This window comes from Bhargavaea sp. GQ12, assembly GCF_059758705.1.
In genome coordinates, this window is the sequence record NZ_JCAXEU010000005.1 from 109,717 (window position 1) to 126,376 (window position 16,660).

Annotated in this window: 16 protein-coding genes and 1 other annotated feature; all 16 genes read left to right on the plus strand. The window is 54.9% G+C overall.

The window, feature by feature from the left end; genetic code table 11:
* Nucleotides 1–12 precede the first annotated feature (12 nt).
* The 16 genes from mraY to ileS all read left to right on the plus strand — a co-directional run bounded on the left by mraY (nucleotide 13) and on the right by ileS (nucleotide 16,255).
* Nucleotides 13–984, plus strand: coding sequence for a phospho-N-acetylmuramoyl-pentapeptide-transferase (gene mraY / locus AC6CHQ_RS06545; RefSeq protein ID WP_251239121.1), 972 nt, complete (start codon nucleotides 13–15; stop codon nucleotides 982–984).
* Nucleotide 985: 1 nt separating this feature from the next.
* Nucleotides 986–2,329 carry a UDP-N-acetylmuramoyl-L-alanine--D-glutamate ligase gene (gene murD, locus AC6CHQ_RS06550; RefSeq protein WP_498081168.1) on the plus strand — a complete coding sequence of 448 codons (1,344 nt, stop codon included), beginning with the start codon at nucleotides 986–988 and terminating at the stop codon, nucleotides 2,327–2,329.
* A 37-nt stretch (nucleotides 2,330–2,366) separates the two neighbouring features.
* On the plus strand, nucleotides 2,367–3,458 hold the full coding sequence (locus AC6CHQ_RS06555; protein WP_251239123.1) for an FtsW/RodA/SpoVE family cell cycle protein: 1,092 nt from the start codon (nucleotides 2,367–2,369) through the stop codon (nucleotides 3,456–3,458).
* 24 nt (nucleotides 3,459–3,482) lie between these two features.
* The gene (locus AC6CHQ_RS06560; protein ID WP_424237114.1) at nucleotides 3,483–4,271 is read left to right on the plus strand and encodes a cell division protein FtsQ/DivIB; all 789 of its coding nucleotides are present in this window, start codon (nucleotides 3,483–3,485) and stop codon (nucleotides 4,269–4,271) included.
* A gap of 182 nt (nucleotides 4,272–4,453) precedes the next feature.
* A complete protein-coding gene (gene ftsA / locus AC6CHQ_RS06565) occupies nucleotides 4,454–5,731 on the plus strand; it encodes a cell division protein FtsA (RefSeq protein WP_251239124.1) in 1,278 nt (425 codons plus the stop codon).
* A gap of 36 nt (nucleotides 5,732–5,767) precedes the next feature.
* The gene (gene ftsZ / locus AC6CHQ_RS06570; RefSeq protein ID WP_092049088.1) at nucleotides 5,768–6,955 is read left to right on the plus strand and encodes a cell division protein FtsZ; all 1,188 of its coding nucleotides are present in this window, start codon (nucleotides 5,768–5,770) and stop codon (nucleotides 6,953–6,955) included.
* Nucleotides 6,956–7,154: 199 nt separating this feature from the next.
* Nucleotides 7,155–8,015 carry a sigma-E processing peptidase SpoIIGA gene (locus tag AC6CHQ_RS06575; RefSeq protein WP_251239125.1) on the plus strand — a complete coding sequence of 287 codons (861 nt, stop codon included), beginning with the start codon at nucleotides 7,155–7,157 and terminating at the stop codon, nucleotides 8,013–8,015.
* Entirely contained in the window at nucleotides 7,999–8,706 is a 708-nt protein-coding gene (gene sigE / locus AC6CHQ_RS06580) for an RNA polymerase sporulation sigma factor SigE (RefSeq protein WP_251239126.1), read from the plus strand. The genes AC6CHQ_RS06575 and sigE overlap by 17 nt, the downstream gene beginning before the upstream one ends.
* Before the next feature lie 98 nt (nucleotides 8,707–8,804).
* Nucleotides 8,805–9,602: an RNA polymerase sporulation sigma factor SigG gene (gene sigG / locus AC6CHQ_RS06585; protein WP_251239127.1), complete on the plus strand. Its 798-nt coding sequence runs from the start codon at nucleotides 8,805–8,807 to the stop codon at nucleotides 9,600–9,602.
* A 179-nt stretch (nucleotides 9,603–9,781) separates the two neighbouring features.
* On the plus strand, nucleotides 9,782–10,021 hold the full coding sequence (locus AC6CHQ_RS06590) for a PRC-barrel domain-containing protein (RefSeq protein ID WP_092049081.1): 240 nt from the start codon (nucleotides 9,782–9,784) through the stop codon (nucleotides 10,019–10,021).
* 76 nt (nucleotides 10,022–10,097) lie between these two features.
* Complete coding sequence (locus AC6CHQ_RS06595; RefSeq protein ID WP_251239128.1) at nucleotides 10,098–10,790, plus strand: YggS family pyridoxal phosphate-dependent enzyme; 693 nt, start codon at nucleotides 10,098–10,100, stop codon at nucleotides 10,788–10,790.
* Nucleotides 10,787–11,266 (plus strand): cell division protein SepF, encoded by a 480-nt coding sequence (locus AC6CHQ_RS06600; RefSeq protein WP_251239129.1) that lies wholly within the window; start codon nucleotides 10,787–10,789, stop codon nucleotides 11,264–11,266. The genes AC6CHQ_RS06595 and AC6CHQ_RS06600 overlap by 4 nt, the downstream gene beginning before the upstream one ends.
* Before the next feature lie 19 nt (nucleotides 11,267–11,285).
* Complete coding sequence (locus AC6CHQ_RS06605) at nucleotides 11,286–11,549, plus strand: YggT family protein (RefSeq protein ID WP_092049073.1); 264 nt, start codon at nucleotides 11,286–11,288, stop codon at nucleotides 11,547–11,549.
* 167 nt (nucleotides 11,550–11,716) lie between these two features.
* Nucleotides 11,717–12,493 carry a YlmH family RNA-binding protein gene (locus tag AC6CHQ_RS06610; RefSeq protein ID WP_251239130.1) on the plus strand — a complete coding sequence of 259 codons (777 nt, stop codon included), beginning with the start codon at nucleotides 11,717–11,719 and terminating at the stop codon, nucleotides 12,491–12,493.
* A 130-nt stretch (nucleotides 12,494–12,623) separates the two neighbouring features.
* Entirely contained in the window at nucleotides 12,624–13,139 is a 516-nt protein-coding gene (locus tag AC6CHQ_RS06615; RefSeq protein WP_092049068.1) for a DivIVA domain-containing protein, read from the plus strand.
* Between the two features lie 64 nt (nucleotides 13,140–13,203).
* Nucleotides 13,204–13,419, plus strand: a binding site (T-box leader).
* Between the two features lie 70 nt (nucleotides 13,420–13,489).
* The gene (gene ileS / locus AC6CHQ_RS06620) at nucleotides 13,490–16,255 is read left to right on the plus strand and encodes an isoleucine--tRNA ligase (protein WP_498081169.1); all 2,766 of its coding nucleotides are present in this window, start codon (nucleotides 13,490–13,492) and stop codon (nucleotides 16,253–16,255) included.
* Nucleotides 16,256–16,660: the final 405 nt, after the last annotated feature.

The following is a 16,660-nucleotide window of genomic DNA, read 5'->3' on the forward strand; positions in this document are numbered from 1 at the left end:
GAACGAGAATACATGACACTCGCCACGACCATCACGATCATTGCGATCGCTTTTATCATATCCGCGCTTCTTGCGCTTCCGCTTATCCCGATGCTGCGAAGGCTGAAATTCGGCCAGAGCATCCGGGAGGAGGGACCACAGGCACACCAGAAAAAGGCGGGGACGCCTACAATGGGGGGCATTATTTTCATCATTTCCATTGTCGTATCCGCGCTTGTTTTTGGCTGGATGAACGGCCTGCTGACAACTCAGACGGTCGTACTTCTGCTCGTTCTTGCAGGTTTCGGGCTGATCGGATTCCTGGATGACTTTATCAAGGTTGTCCTGAAGCGCAATCTGGGGCTGACATCCCTGCAGAAGCTGATTGGCCAGATTGTCATTGCGGTCATCTCTTACCTTTTGCTTCGTTTAGGGCCGTTTGAGACAACCGTCGGGCTGCCGTTTACATCATTCGAGATCGATCTGGGGCCGTTCTACGTCCTGTTCCTCATCTTCTGGCTGGTCGGATTCTCGAATGCCGTCAACCTGACGGATGGCCTGGATGGGCTTGTCGCCGGCACCTCGTCGATCGCATTCGCCGCGTTCGGTGTACTTGGGCTTGTCTACGGACAGGAAGACCTTTCCCTTGTCGCATTTTCCGTGACGGGGGCGCTGCTCGGCTTCCTTTTGTTCAATGCGAATCCGGCAAAGATCTTCATGGGAGATACCGGCTCACTTGCGCTTGGAGGCGTTTTGGCGATGCTGTCCGTCCTGATGAAGCAAGAGCTGCTCCTGCTGCTTGTGGGAATTGTCTTTGTCATTGAGACGCTGTCTGTCATCCTGCAGGTGATCTCATTCAAGACTACAGGCAAGCGTATTTTCAAGATGAGTCCCATCCATCACCATTTCGAACTGTCGGGATGGTCAGAATGGAAAGTGGTCATCGTTTTTTGGACGGCAGCGCTTGCCGCTGCACTCATCGCGGTTTTACCGGAGGTGATCTGAAATGAAACAGATCGATCAATTTGATGGAAGACAGGTTCTCGTGCTGGGACTCGCAAAAAGCGGCTCTGCAGCAGCCCGGCTCCTGAAGCGCATGGGTGCTGAAGTAACAGTGAATGATACCCGCGCGGAAGATCCGGAAGCCGGCCCCCTCCGGAAGATGGGGGTCGAGGTAATTCTCGGCGGCCATCCGGAGGGACTTCTTGACCGCGGATTCGACTTGATCGTCAAAAATCCGGGAATCCGCTATGATCATCCGATCATCTCGCAAGCGGTCGATGCCGGCATCCCTGTCTGGACTGAAGTGGAGCTGGCATATCTGATCAGCGAGGCCCCGCTGCTCGGCGTCACGGGTTCCAACGGAAAGACAACGACCACCACGCTCCTCTACCATATGCTCAATATCGGGGGCAAGCATCCGCTGATCGCCGGCAACATCGGCACCCCGTCATGCCTGGTGGCAGCGGACGCGGAGGCGGATCAGGCCATCGTCATCGAGCTGTCTTCGTTCCAGCTGATGGGTACGGAGCAGTTCCGTCCGAAAATTGCCATCTGGACGAACCTTTATGAAGCACATATCGATTACCATGGGACTTTCGACGAATACGGGGAAGCGAAATTTAACATCACCCGGAATCAGTTGCCGGATGACGTCTTAATCTACAACGCTGATCAGAAGGCCGTCGCGGATTATGCCGCAAGGTCCCGCGCAAGGAAAATTCCGTTCACGCTGTCCGGGCGCGCGGAAGACGGGATCAGTGCGGACGAAGAATCGGTCTATTGGTACGGTGAGAAGTTGCTTGACCGGTCCGCCATTCTGCTGCCGGGACGCCACAATCTGGAGAACATCTTGTCGGCGACGGCTGCAGCCCTTACATACGGCTGCCCGCTGGACGCAGTGAAAGACGTCCTCTCTTCGTTTTCGGGTGTCCGGCATAGGACGCAATTCGTCCGGGAATGGAAAAAACGGAGGTTTTACAACGACTCCAAAGCTACCAATACCCTCGCAACCAAAAGTGCCCTCGAGGCATTCGCGGGCCCGGTCGTCCTGCTGGCGGGCGGGCTGGACCGTGGACATTCATTCGAGGAGCTTCGGCCGTTCATGGGCCGTGTCCGGGAGATTGTCGTCTTCGGGCAGACTGCCGGACGGCTCCGTGAGTTCGCAGAGTCGTGCGGTATTACCGGTATCCTTGATGCGGATGACATCGAGCAGGCGACGGAAATCGCAGCCGGTGTCTCCAGGGAAGGGGATACTGTCCTGCTGTCGCCGGCCTGCGCCAGCTGGGATCAGTATGAAAGCTTCGAGGTACGGGGAGACCGCTTTATCGAGGCGGTCCGGAAACTTTAAGGTCCCCGGGCAGGCCGCCGATCCATAACAAGGAAGGATGCATGCACTGGAAAAAAAGCTCCTCATCCTATTTGCCGCTGCAGCAGCAGCACTCAGCCTCCTGGGAGTTGCATTTGTCCATTCTGCCGGATCTTACTGGGGAGAAGTCCATTACGAAGATTCCCTCCCCTTTGCATTAAAGCAGGGTGTTTATCTTGCCGTTTCATTGGCAGCTGCGGCATTTGTCCTCCGCTTCCGGGGCATCGGGAACAAAACGTTCTGGAACACCGTCTACATCCTGTCCATCATCCTGCTTGTGGGGGTTCTGATACCGGGGATCGGTGCAGTCAGGAACGGATCGCAGAGCTGGATTGCACTCGGGCCATTTAGTCTGCAGCCGGCGGAGTTCACGAAAATCGCCGTGATCGGAAAGCTTGCATCCATGCTGGGAGAGCAAAAGGGCCGCAAGGTTTTCAAACTCTCTCATCTGGCTGTGATCCTTCTTCCGGCGGGGCTGATCATGCTTCAGCCGGACTTCGGCTCGATGATGATCATGACCGTTTCAGCGTTTTGTGTGCTTTTGATCGCGGGTTATCCGCTGAAGTTCTTTTTTGGCCTTGGCGCGGCGGGGGCAGCCGGTATTACGGCGCTGATTGCAGCCGCCCCTTACCGGCTCGACCGGATCAAGGCATTTCTTGATCCGTGGAGCGACCCGCTGGGAAGCGGATTCCAGGGAATCCAGTCACTTCTTGCAGTCGGCCCGGCCGGCCTTCTAGGCTACGGTTATGGACAGAGCCGGCAAAAATATCTTTATCTGCCTGAACCGCAGAATGATTTCATTTTTTCTATTATTGCTGAGGAAATCGGGTTCATCGGTTCCGCGGCGGTGATTCTTCTCTTTTTCGTGCTGACAGCCGCAGCTTTCGGTCTGGCTGCACGACAGCGGGATCCGTTCTCACTGCAGATGGTATCAGGGATGGCGGCGATGCTCGGTTTCCAGACCTTTCTGAATATCGGGGTCGTAACAGGACTGCTTCCCGTTACAGGCGTCACCTTGCCGTTTATCAGCTACGGCGGATCATCATTGCTTGCCGCCTGGATTGCGGCAGCCCTCATCCTGAGATTTGGAGCCAGTGGGGGAAAGGGCTGAAAGGAGGCCTTGCGTTTGGATAAAGTGATCGATATCGAAGACCGTATCCCTTCTCTTAAAGAGAGGAGAAAAAGAAGGACCAACCGGAATTTCCTGTTTCTCCTGGTCCTGTTCCTGATCATGCTGGCCGTGCTGCTTTATTTGCAGTCACCGCTCAGTAAAGTAAGGGATATCAGGGTCGAAGGCGCGGGCCTCCGGGCAGGGGAAGAATATATCCAGTTTTCCGGTGTGCGGGCGGGTGATGCGCTCTGGGGTTTTCGCGCCAGTGAAATCGAGGAGAAGATCACTTCCCTGGAGGGCGTCGGAAAGGCAGAAGTCATCAGGGAAGACTTCCGTGACGTCGTCATACGGGTGGACGAGTTCGAGACTGTGGCGCTGATCCAGACAGACTCCGGGTTTCATCCTGTGTTGGCGGACGGGACGACTTTCAGCCGTACTTCCGACACGCCGCCTCCCGCACCGGTGCTTTCGGAATTCGAAGAAGGGGACCAGATGGAGAAAATGGTGCGCGAGCTCGAAGAACTGCCGCCTTCCGTCACTTCCCTCATCTCGGAATTGAAGCATACCGGTGAAGGCTCCATCACGGCGTTCATGGCAGATGGGTATGAAGTCAGGGGCGTTATCAGCGGATTCGCCGAAAAGATGGCCTATTATCCTTCGATTGTCGCACAACTGACCGAAGAGGGAAGAGGGGTAATCGACCTTGAAGCGGGTGTTTATTTCAGCAGCTACGAGAAAGTATACGGAGATGGTGAAAGCGGAAATGCCGAGGAAGAGGAAGAAGGCGACCAGCAGGAGATCGAGATTCCATGATCAGGAATCGCAAGCTCGGGACCGGGACAGCATACAATCATTTGCCCTGGCCTTGTAAAAACGTTTAAAGTAGAGTTGTATCGGGAATTGAAGGATTTTCAACATAATTCACGAATATACTTAACATTGTCTTGAGAATGAAATAGAATGATTGTTAAGAGGATCAGAAGGAGGTGCCATCCGTGAGTCAAGCCGATATGTATGTTTCACTCGACATCGGTTCCTCCTCCGTAAAAGTGCTGATCGGGGAAATGACGGATCGTTCGCTGCACGTAATCGGAGTCGGAAATGTTAAATCGGAAGGCATCCGGAAGGGTGCCATTGTAGATATAGATGCGACTGTCCAGTCCATCCGGAAGGCAGTTGAACAGGCCGAGCGGATGATCGGAATGTCGATCAGGGAGGTCGTGCTGGGCATCCCGGCCAATCAGGTCATGCTCCAGCAGGTAAAGGGCGTCGTGGCGGTGAACAGCGAAAACCGCGAGATTACGGACGATGACCTTGACCGGGTCATGAGATCCGCGGAAGTGATGATTCCGGCGGAGCGGGAGCTCATCAACATCATCCCGCAGCAGTTCATCGTCGATGACCTCGATGAAATCAAGGACCCGCGCGGCATGATCGGCGTCCGCCTTGAGATGGATGCGACGCTTGTGACAACATCGCGGACGCTTCTGCACAATATTCTCCGCTGTGTGGAGCGAGCAGGCCTGCAGATCAGAGAAATCTACCTGCAGCCGCTCGCGGCAGGATATTTCGCCCTTACCGAGGACGAGAAAAGCCATGGAACCGCATATGTGGATATCGGTGGAGGTTCCACGACTGTCGCCGTATTCGGAGACGGCCGCCTCATTTCGGCGGGCGTCATCCCGGTGGGCGGCGACCATGTGACGAAAGACCTGTCGATTGTCCTGAAAACGACGACCGAACAGGCGGAACAGATCAAGCACCAGTACGGACATGCCTACTACGATGATGCTTCCGAGGATGAACTGTTTGAAGTGCCGGTAGCCGGCATGGAGACGAAAGACCAGTACAGCCAGAAGTATATTTCCGAAATCATCGGGGTCCGTCTTGAGGAACTCTTCGAGATGGTGCTGGACGAGCTGTACCGGATGGATATCCGGGATCTGCCCGGGGGGATTGTCCTGACCGGGGGTACGGCGAAGCTCGAGGGGCTTCCGCAGCTTGCAAGGGAGGTCCTGCAGACCCGCGTCCGGACATATGTCCCGGAATTCATCGGTGTCCGGGAACCGAAGTTCTCGTCCTCTGTCGGCCTTATCCGCTATGCCCGCCTTGAAGACGAGTTCTTTGGTCACCGCGGGGACTCCCCATTTGGCGAAGAGATGGAGACGGCAGCGCCGGCTCCCGCCAAAAAGAAAAAAGAACCACGGGAAAAGGATGGCCAGGACAAGGTCGTCAACCGGATGAAGAAAATCTTTGATAAATTCTTTGATTGATCGGAAGTCACCCGTACATCCATAGGAGGAGAAACCATGCTGGAATTTGATACTAATATCGACGCGCTAGCTGTCATCAAAGTCATCGGCGTTGGCGGCGGCGGCAATAACGCAGTAAATCGGATGATCGAACACGGGGTACAGGGCGTGGAGTTCATCGCAGTCAATACGGATGCCCAGGCTCTCAAGCTGTCCCAGGCTGAGGTAACACTCCAGATCGGGGAAAAGCTGACACGCGGCCTCGGCGCCGGTGCAAATCCCGAAGTAGGGAAAAAAGCGGCCGAAGAAAGCAAGGAACAGATCGAGGAAGCGCTGCGCGGCGCTGACATGGTCTTTGTTACCGCCGGAATGGGCGGCGGCACCGGAACAGGTGCGGCACCTGTTATCGCCCAGATCGCCAAGGATCTCGGTGCTCTGACAGTCGGAGTTGTTACACGGCCGTTCACCTTCGAGGGACGCAAGCGTGCGACACAGGCAATCGGCGGCATCGCGGCCATGAAGGAGTCGGTCGATACACTGATCGTCATCCCGAACGATCGCCTTCTTGAGATTGTCGACAAGAACACACCAATGCTTGAAGCGTTCCGTGAAGCGGACAATGTCCTTCGTCAGGGCGTGTCGGGCATTTCCGACCTTATCGCAGTTCCGGGACTCATCAACCTCGACTTTGCCGATGTGAAGACAATCATGCAGAATAAGGGTTCTGCACTTATGGGTATCGGCGTCTCTTCAGGCGAGAACCGGGCTTCAGAGGCGGCCAAGAAGGCCATCTCAAGTCCGCTTCTCGAAACATCGATCGATGGTGCCAAGGGTGTTCTGATGAATATCACAGGCGGCTCGAATCTCAGCCTGTTCGAAGTTCAGGAAGCTGCCGACATCGTCGCCAGCGCTTCAGATGAAGAAGTGAACATGATCTTCGGCTCGGTCATCAACGACAACCTCAAGGATGAAATCGTTGTGACTGTCATTGCAACCGGGTTCACCGAAGAACAGCTTTCCCAGCGGACCACCCGTGGTGGAGGCTTCAGCGCAGGGCGCGTCCAGCAACAGTCTGCCCGTCCGGAACGTCCTCAGCAGCCTGCGCCATCCCGCAATGACTACCGGGACCGTGACGACCAGCAGGGCGGCCACTACCAGCAGGAAGCGCCGCAGCGGCAAAGTCAGCAACATCAGGAAGATGCACTCGATGTTCCGACATTCCTCCGCAATCGCCGGAGAAGATAAGTGGAATCCGACAATACCGGAAAGCCCCATCTGCATAGATGCAGATGGGGCTTTTTGCTTTTCAGGATGAGATGTATAGGCCAGCTGAAACGTCCCTGATTCTGTCGTCTCCTGTCCGAATTTTCAGGCCTGTCCGTACCGGGTTCCGACAGGGCCTGCAAACGGGGCGTGATACTGTATGGACAAGGGAGGGGGAGCCATGTACGGAGAAGTGGCGATCGCAGTGAATTCGGCGTTCAATTACCTGATTCTTTCATTTGCGGACAAGGTATGCCATCGCCCGGCGGGCAAGCGCAGACTCCTTGCAGCCGCAGTTGCCGGAGCGTTTCCGGTGGTGCTGTTCGGTGGTGCAATTGTTCCTGCGGCAGCGGCATTCGTGGCGATGACGGTGATTGCGTTCGGCCTGCACCGGAATGCGGCACTGAAAGGGGCCGGAGCAACATTGACGGCGGCACTTTTTGCCGGCGGCCTTTTGACGGTGGTCAATCCTTCCGGTTTCGGTATCGGGGGCACTGCGGCCGTATTTACATCCTGTCTGTTCGCCTCCGGCGGCCTTCACCTGCTTGCGGTCAGGTGGAGAGGCGCGGAGGATGATGCAGCAGCCGCGGACTTCCGGGTGGAAACCGAGATTGAATTATTCGGGAAGAACATTCCAATTTCCGCATTCGCTGATTCAGGGAATGCCTGCACGGAGCCTCTATCCGGTGCTCCTGTCCATTTTATTTCCTACCGGGCAGTAAAAGAACAATTGCCGCGGGAAATCCGGGCAGCACTTGAGAATTTGCCGAAGGACGGCGTTCCGGACCTGAGCGTATTCCCGGCTGAGTTTCGGAGCGCACTGCGGCCGATCCGCCTCCAGACTGTTGGCGGCAGCGCATGGGCTGTCGGTTTCCGGGTCAGCAGTTGGGGCTTCTGTGGACCGGAAAATGTCCGGCTGGGCGGGTATATCGTCTTCACTGAAAACGCTGCCGAATATCCGCTGGGCGCAGACGCCATCCTCCACCGCTCCTCCCTCATCCATCTCAAAGAAAGGGGATCGACAGATGCTGACAGGTCTTAAAAAATGGATTGCGGTACTGCTTCAGACCATCAAGAAGGACGGGACATACTATATCGGGGGACACGAATCCCTTCCGGTCCCGCTTACGAAGGAAGAAGAGGAAGAGACGATCCGGCGATTTATGAATGGCGATCGGGAAGCGCGTGACCGGCTGATCGAGAAAAACCTGCGGCTTGTCGTATATATCGCCCGCCGTTTCGAGAATACAAAGACCAATATCGAAGATCTCATCAGCATCGGAGCCATCGGACTGATCAAGGCGATCGAGACTTTTGATACGGAGAAAAAAATCAAACTCGCCACCTATGCGTCCCGCTGCATTGAAAACGAAATCCTCATGCATCTGAGAAAGACAAGCCGCATGAAGTCAGAAGTGTCGTTTGATGAGCCGCTGAACTCGGATGCCGATGGTAATGAACTGCTCCTCTCGGACATACTCGGAACGGATGAGGACATCATCACGGAAGATGTCGAGAAGAAAATCGAGCGTCAGCATGTCGTAGAGGCGATCTCCAGGCTGAACGACCGGGAGCGATACATTATGGAATGCCGCTTTGCACTATCCGGCAAAGAAGAAATGACGCAAAAGGAAGTCGCAGACCATCTGGGCATTTCACAGTCCTATATATCCAGGCTTGAAAAGAAAATTATCAGTGACCTGAGAGGATTGCTGAACCATCCGGTCAGCTGATGGATGAAATTGGCGGGGCTCCATCGGGAATAGGACAACAATCTCCGGACAGACTGTAGGGAAACAGAGAAAAGTCATAATGTCCGGAGGATGATGAGATGTCCAACATGAAAGTGGAGATTTGCGGAATCGATACTTCGAAACTTCCGCTCCTGTCCCATGAAGACATGCGAGAAACATTCAAGCGGATGCAGTCGGGTGATCAGTCGGCCAAAGATGAGCTGGTCATCTGCAATCTTCGGCTCGTCCTGAGTATTGTTCAGCGGTTCGCCTATAGGGGGGAGCAGGCGGATGACCTGTTCCAGGTGGGCTGCATCGGTCTCTTGAAATCCATCGATAATTTCGACCTTAAGCATAATGTCCGTTTTTCTACTTACGCTGTGCCGATGATCATCGGGGAGATCCGCAGACATCTGCGGGACCATCATGCGGTCCGGGTGTCACGTTCGTTGCGTGATATCGCTTACAAAGCGATGAAAGCGAAGGAGCAGTTTGTCCATGAGCAGCTAAGAGAGCCAACCCTGGACGATCTGTCGAAGCTGACCGGCATCACTTCAGAAGATATCCTGTTCGCGCTGGATGCCATACAGGATCCTCTGTCCCTGCATGAGCCGATCCACCATGACGGAGGGGATCCTGTAACAATGATGGACCAGCTGCAGGACACGCTTGTCAGTGAGGATCGCTGGCTGACGTATGTCTCGGTCAAGGACACAGTCGGAAAAATGGATGCCCGTCAGCAGAAAATCCTATCCAAGCGTTTTTATTACGGTGAGACACAGACGGAGATCGCGAGGGAACTCGGTATTTCACAGGCGCAGATTTCCAGACTCGAAAAACATGCCATCGGAATTATCCGGGAAACGCTCGATCAGGAAAAAGACAAGAAAAAGTGATCAATGCAATTGCCTGTTTCCGTTCAGTATGGACGGAAGCGGGCTCTTTTTCCGTATTAAGTGCATGATAAGCATCCTTTCCCGGGAAATTTGCATTCGTAACCGCTAAGTTACTTAGCGGGGGAACGCAGGCTCTTTTCAGTGACTGTTGTGCATAAGCTATACGGGAGGGGTCCGTCTTGAAATTTTCCGATTTGCAGAAAAAGGAGTTTATTGAAGCCGGAAGGGGCCGTCAGCTCGGATTTGCGGTTGATGCCACGATCTCGACGGAAGACGGGACTATCGAATATTTCCACGTGGGCGGGATGGAAAAGATCCGCCTTTTCGGAAACGGTGAGGCGCCTGTGAAAGTTCCGCTTCGCAGGGTGATGGTCATCGGAAAGGATGTCGTCCTCGTCGATGATGCCGCCAAGGAATAGGAATGGGAAGTCATTGAAAAAGCGTTCCCGCCTTGTTACAATGAATTCAGCAACGTAGAGAAAAGTGGGAATTGAATTGTCGACTGTAGCAGAACGTTTGAACGATATTCAGCAGCAGATAAACGAGGCGTGCAGGCGTGCCGGACGCAGCCCGGAAGAAGTCACCATTGTAGCCGTGACTAAATCGGTCGGTCCCGAGCGCGCCCGGGAAGTGATCAATGCAGGAATCGGTGATCTGGGTGAGAACCGAAACGAAGGTCTCGATCAGAAGCATTCCGCCATCGGTTCCGATGCCCGATGGCATTTTATCGGCTCCCTCCAGAGCCGGAAAGTCAGGGACATCGTCGACCGGATCGACTTTCTGCATTCACTGGACCGCGGAAGCCTGGCAAAGGAGATCCAGAAACGGGCAGATCAGCCTGTGGACTGCTTTGTCCAGGTTAATGTTTCGGGCGAAGCATCCAAATCGGGTGTAGCTCCGGAAGCAACGGCTGATTTTATCCGAATGCTCGGCGCATATGACAAAATCCGGATCGTCGGCCTGATGACGATGGCGCCGAATACGGATGATGAGGAAGTGATCAGGCGCACATTTCGCGGGCTTCGCGAGCTGCGCGATGAGATTTCTTCTCTCGGCCTGCCGAATGCGCCCTGCACCGAACTATCAATGGGCATGTCAAACGATTTCGGCATAGCGGTCGAGGAAGGGGCGACATTCGTCCGGATCGGCACCGCCATTGTCGGCTATGAAAGCGGGGAACGCTCATGAGCTTCAAGGACAAGTTCAAGAACTTCTTCTATCTTGAAGAGGAGGAAGAGGAAATGCAGGAAAAAAGACAGCCGGCTCCCGCACAACAGCCGCGACCGGAGCCGCCGCGCCAGGCGGACCAGGATTGGCGCCAGAAAGAACGACGCAAGCCGGCTCCGGCACGTCCGCAGGAAGGCGCGAACGTGGTGAGCCTGCAAAGCATCAAGAAGTCCTCCAAGATGATCCTGTCAGAACCCCGCGTCTACGCGGAAGCGCAGGACATTGCGGAGCACCTGAAGAATAAGCGTACGGTTGTCGTGAATCTCCAGCGGATCGACCATGGGTCGGGTACGCGCATCATCGACTTCCTGAGCGGCACTGTTTATGCTCTCGGAGGAGATATTACACGGATCGGGCAAGACATTTTCCTATGTGTACCGGAGAATGTGGAATTGTCCGGAGAGATCTCCGAGTTTCTGTACGATGAATTTGAATGATGGGATGAGATAAAGTCATATGTGGGCATTGTTTAATCTACTGGCCAACGCAGCACAGATCTATTCGATCCTGCTGGTCATTTACGTTCTGATGTCATGGGTGCCGAGTACGAGGGAGACATCCATCGGCCGGCTCCTCGCCAAAATCTGCGAACCTTACCTGGACATTTTCAGGAAGATCATCCCGCCGATCGGCATGATCGATATTTCTCCGATCGTTGCCCTGATTGCACTGAATCTGATTGTCCGAGGTCTCTACACCGTGTTCGGTATGATCGCGTAACCGCTGCGATGGTCCTCGTTTCGGACGATTCCGGCAAGTCTGCAGCCTCCCCGCATCCCCACCCGCACAGCGGCTGGGATATGGGGAGGCTTTTTAAACGGCCCGATTCCACAGGCCATGAAAAAGTCAACAAGATGTCAATTCAACAGGAAGGACGGAGTCGGAGGATGGAAGGGATGTTACAGCATTTCAGAAAAGATGAGCAGCCGTTCATCGAACGGGTGAACGGATGGGTGACGGAAGTGGAGGATCGCTACACGCCAAAGCTGACCGGCTTCCTTGATCCGAGACAGCGGTATATCGTTCGGGCAATTGCAGGTTCAGGAGACTTCATTCTTTTGGAGTTTGGGGGGCTCCCGGGGGCGGAGCGTCAGCGTATGATCATCGCACCCTCCTATTATGAGGCTCAGCCCGGGGACGAGGAGATCTCTGTGATGGAAATCCGCTACCCCTCCAAGTTCATCGAGATCGGCCATCGCGATGTGCTCGGATCCCTTACCGGCCTCGGCATAGACCGGTCCAGGTTCGGGGATATCCGGACAGGGGACGGCGTGGTCCAATTTGCTGCAGATGCCTCCCTGACCGACTACCTCATCGCCAATCTGCAGGCTGTAGGGAAAGCAAAGGTCCGCATTGCCGAAGTCCGGTCCCAGGAAGAGTTTCTACCCCTTGCAGAGCAGTATCAGGAGGAATCGCTTACGGTTTCATCCCTCCGGCTGGACACGGTCATCGCGGGAGCCCTGAACCTGTCCAGGCAGAAATCGGCAATGCTCATCCAATCCGGCAAGGTGAAAGTCAATCATGCCGTCCGTGAGTCTGTTTCATACGAACTGTCCGATTCGGACCTGCTTTCCGTACGGGGGCACGGCCGGATCCGGATTGAGGAAATCGGCGGCCGCACAAAAAAAGAGCGCATCCGCCTGGTCATCGGCAAGTTGATATAAGTCCGCTCCCTGCCGCATATCGGCAGGATGCCCGTGTGACCGCCAAAAATTTCGGATTTGCCGTGTCAGGGAAGCCGGCTACATGTATAATAGGTCACAACGGAGTTTGAAAAAGGGGAGATGCAACACAATGGCATTGACACCGCTTGATATACATAACAAGGAATTCGGACGCTCGTTCCGGGGATTTGATGAAGACGAGGTCAATGAGTTCCTTGAACAGATCATGAAAGATTACGAATCTGTTCTCCAGAAAAACAAACACCTGGAAGAACAGCTCAACATGACGACCGAAAGGGTCACGCACTTCACCACGATCGAAAACACGCTCCAGTCTTCCATCCTGATCGCACAGGAAGCGGCGGAAGAAGTTCGCCGCAACTCCCAGAAGGAAGCGAAGCTGATCGTCAAGGAAGCGGAAAAGAATGCCGACCGGATTGTCAATGACGCACTGTCAAAGGCCCGCCGGATCGCTGTGGAAATCGAAGAGCTGAAAAAGCAGTCCAAGGTTTTCCGCAACCGGTTCCGCATGCTTGCCGAGGCGCAGCTTGAGATGATCAACACCGACGACTGGGAGCTGCTGATGGATTATGAAGTCGACACTTCCGAACTGGAAAAGATGGAAGCGGAGGCAGGGCAGGAGTAAGCTGCCTTGACCGCCGTCCCGCGATTCTTTATAATGACGTCAAGTGAAATGCAACTATCCGAATTAAAAGGCGAAGACGGAGACAGTAGGGGCAGCGGATGCCAAAGCGAGCCGGGGGCGGTGGGAGCCCGGTGCGGAAGCCGCCTCCGAAAATCGCTCCGGAGCCGGACTGCGGAATCAGAGTAAGCAGTCCCGTTACACCGCGTTATGGTGTCCGAGAGGCGGTGCGCACGCGTGCCGCAATGAGGGTGGTATCGCGGGCTGAGGCTCCGTCCCTTTTTAGGGACGGGGCTTTTTTTATTTTGGATGGCCGCCTGCTTCTGCAGGCTTCAATAAGAGGAGGAATTAGGATGGATTACAAGAGCACACTGCTCATGCCGAAGACGGAATTCCCGATGCGCGGCAACCTGCCGAAAAATGAACCGAGGATGCAGGAAAAATGGGAAGAGATGGACATCTATCAAAAAGTCCAGGATCGCACAAAGGGCCGTCCGTTTTTTGTGCTTCATGACGGGCCACCGTATGCTAACGGCGACCTCCACATGGGCCATGCACTCAATAAGGTGCTGAAGGACATCATCGTCCGGCACCGTTCCATGACCGGCTACCACGCCCCTTATGTGCCCGGCTGGGATACTCACGGCTTGCCTATCGAGCAGGCGCTGGTCAACAAGGGTGTTAACCGGAAAGAAATGTCGGTTGCCGAGTTCCGTGAACTCTGCGAAGCTTATGCGCTCGAGCAGATCGACCGGCAGCGTTCACAGTTCAAGCGGATCGGTGTCCGCGGCGACTGGGAAAACCCATACATCACCCTGAAGCCTGAGTTCGAGGCACGCCAGATTGGCGTCTTTGGCGATATGGCGAAAAAAGGCTACATCTACAAGGGGAAAAAGCCTGTTTACTGGTCGCCTTCGAGTGAATCTGCACTTGCCGAAGCGGAAATCGAATACAAGGACAAAAAGTCTCCTTCCATCTATGTCTCCTTCCCTGTCAAAGACGGCAAGGGGGTTCTGGAAGCGGATGTGAACTTCCTGATCTGGACGACAACTCCGTGGACCATCCCTGCCAACCTGGGGATCTCCGTACATCCGGACTTTGACTACTCTGTCGTCTCAGCGGACGGCAAAAAATATATCCTGGCAAAGGATCTGCTGGAAGACGTATCTTCCAAGGTCGGATGGGAACAAGTCGAGACGCTGCGTGAGCTGAAGGGCCGCGAGCTTGAGCATCTCACTGCCGAACATCCTCTTTACGGCAGGGATTCCCTGATCATGCTGGGCGATCACGTGACGATCGACGCCGGTACCGGTTGTGTCCATACGGCACCGGGCCACGGGGAAGACGATTTCCGCGTCGGACGCACAAACGGTCTCGACGTTCTGTGCCCTGTGGATGACCGCGGCTTCATGACCGATGAGGCGCCGGGCTTTGAAGGCATCTTCTATGACAATGCCAACAAGCCGATCACTGAAGCGCTTAGCGAAAAAGGAGCCCTTGTGCATCTCGAGTTCATCACACACTCGTACCCGCACGATTGGCGTTCCAAAAAGCCGGTCATCTTCCGTGCCACTTCGCAGTGGTTTGCATCGATTGATAAGTTCCGGGAAGAATTGCTTCAGGCAATCCGTGACACATCGTTCACGCCTGCATGGGGAGAAACCCGCCTCTTCAACATGGTCCGTGACCGCGGTGACTGGTGTATCTCCAGGCAACGCGCTTGGGGAGTTCCGATCCCGGTATTCTACGCGGAAAACGGAGAGTCCATCATCACCGATGAAACGATCACCCATGTCCAGAAGCTGTTCCGCGAGCACGGATCGAATGTCTGGTTTGAGCGTGAAGCCGCAGACCTGCTTCCGGAAGGCTTCACGCATCCGGGCAGCCCGAACGGCCAGTTCACGAAAGAGACGGACATCATGGATGTCTGGTTCGACTCCGGGTCGACTCATCAGGGCGTCCTCGTCGAACGCGACGATCTTGTTTATCCGGCCGACCTGTACCTTGAAGGGTCTGACCAGTACCGCGGCTGGTTTAACTCGTCCCTGACGACTTCCGTTGCCGTGAACGGCCATGCGCCATACAAAGGCATCCTCAGCCATGGATTCACGCTTGATGGCGAGGGACGCAAAATGAGCAAGTCGCTCGGCAACGTCATCGTCCCTGCCAAGGTCATGGACCAGATGGGCGCAGACATCCTCCGGCTGTGGGTATCGTCTGCAGACTATACGGCGGATGTCCACGTTTCCGATGCAATCTTCAAGCAGGTTTCCGAAGTGTACCGGAAGATCCGGAATACACTGCGCTTCCTGCACGGAAACCTGTCGGACTTCGACCCTGCGAAGGACCGTGTCGCTTCGGAAGACCTCCGTCCGGTCGACAAATACATGGATCTAAAGCTCCAACGCCTGATCCGTACAGTCCGTGAGGCATACGACCGGTACGAGTTCATGACGGTTTACACTTCCGTCAACAACTTTGTCACGGTCGATCTGAGCTCGTTCTACCTGGACATCGCAAAAGACGTTGTCTACATCGAGTCGGCGGAACATCCGCACCGCCGCGCGATGCAGACAGTCATGTATGACACACTGACTGCACTTCTCAAGCTGATGTCTCCGATCATCCCGCACACAGCAGATGAGATGTGGGCCTACCTCGGGCACGAGGAAGCGGAAAGCGTCCAGCTCACCGACATGCCGGATGCACGCGAGGAATCCGATGAGGACTTCGCGCTTATGGCACGCTTCTCTGAACTGATGGAGGTCCGCGATGATGTCCTGAAGGCGCTCGAGGAAGCACGGAATGGAAAAGTCATCGGCAAATCGCTCGAAGCGGCTGTGACCGTCTTTGTACCGGAAGACCTGAAGGTACTCCTGACTTCTGATGACATCGACTTCGCGCAGTTCTTTATCGTCTCCGGTTTCCGCATCGGCGGTAATCTGGAACATTCCCCGGCGGATGCAACGGGCTCCCGTGTACGCGTCGTCGTGGAAAAAGCAGAAGGCGAGAAATGTGCACGCTGCTGGTCGGTGCCCGGCACTGTAGGGGAAAATCCCGAACACCCTGAACTCTGCGCACGCTGTGCCGATGTTGTCGTCAACCATTACGAAGCATAATCAAGCCAAAACAGAAGAAACATCGGACCCGGAAGCAACTGCCCGGGTCCGATTTCTTTTTTTGATCCTTGGGGTGGATGGTTACCCGCTTAAGCCGAGTGGTTACCTACGGCTTTCCCTCCAATCATTACCGGTGGTTTGAGACATCTCGAGTGAGTTTTTCTGTATTGCAGACCGTCCTTACTCCATATGAGGAGCCGTTACTCCAATTGGGTCGTCCATACTCCAAACGGGGAGCCGTTACTCCAATTGAGCCGGCCTTACTCCAAATGGAACAGACAAGGGCGATAGACGAACCCCCGACGATGTGGCGCTGCACGACACCTGCAGGGAAAAAACATATCTCAAGCATTTCCCCTGAACCCTTCATCTCGGACGCATCGCTGGGGCAACGTATGGTAAAAT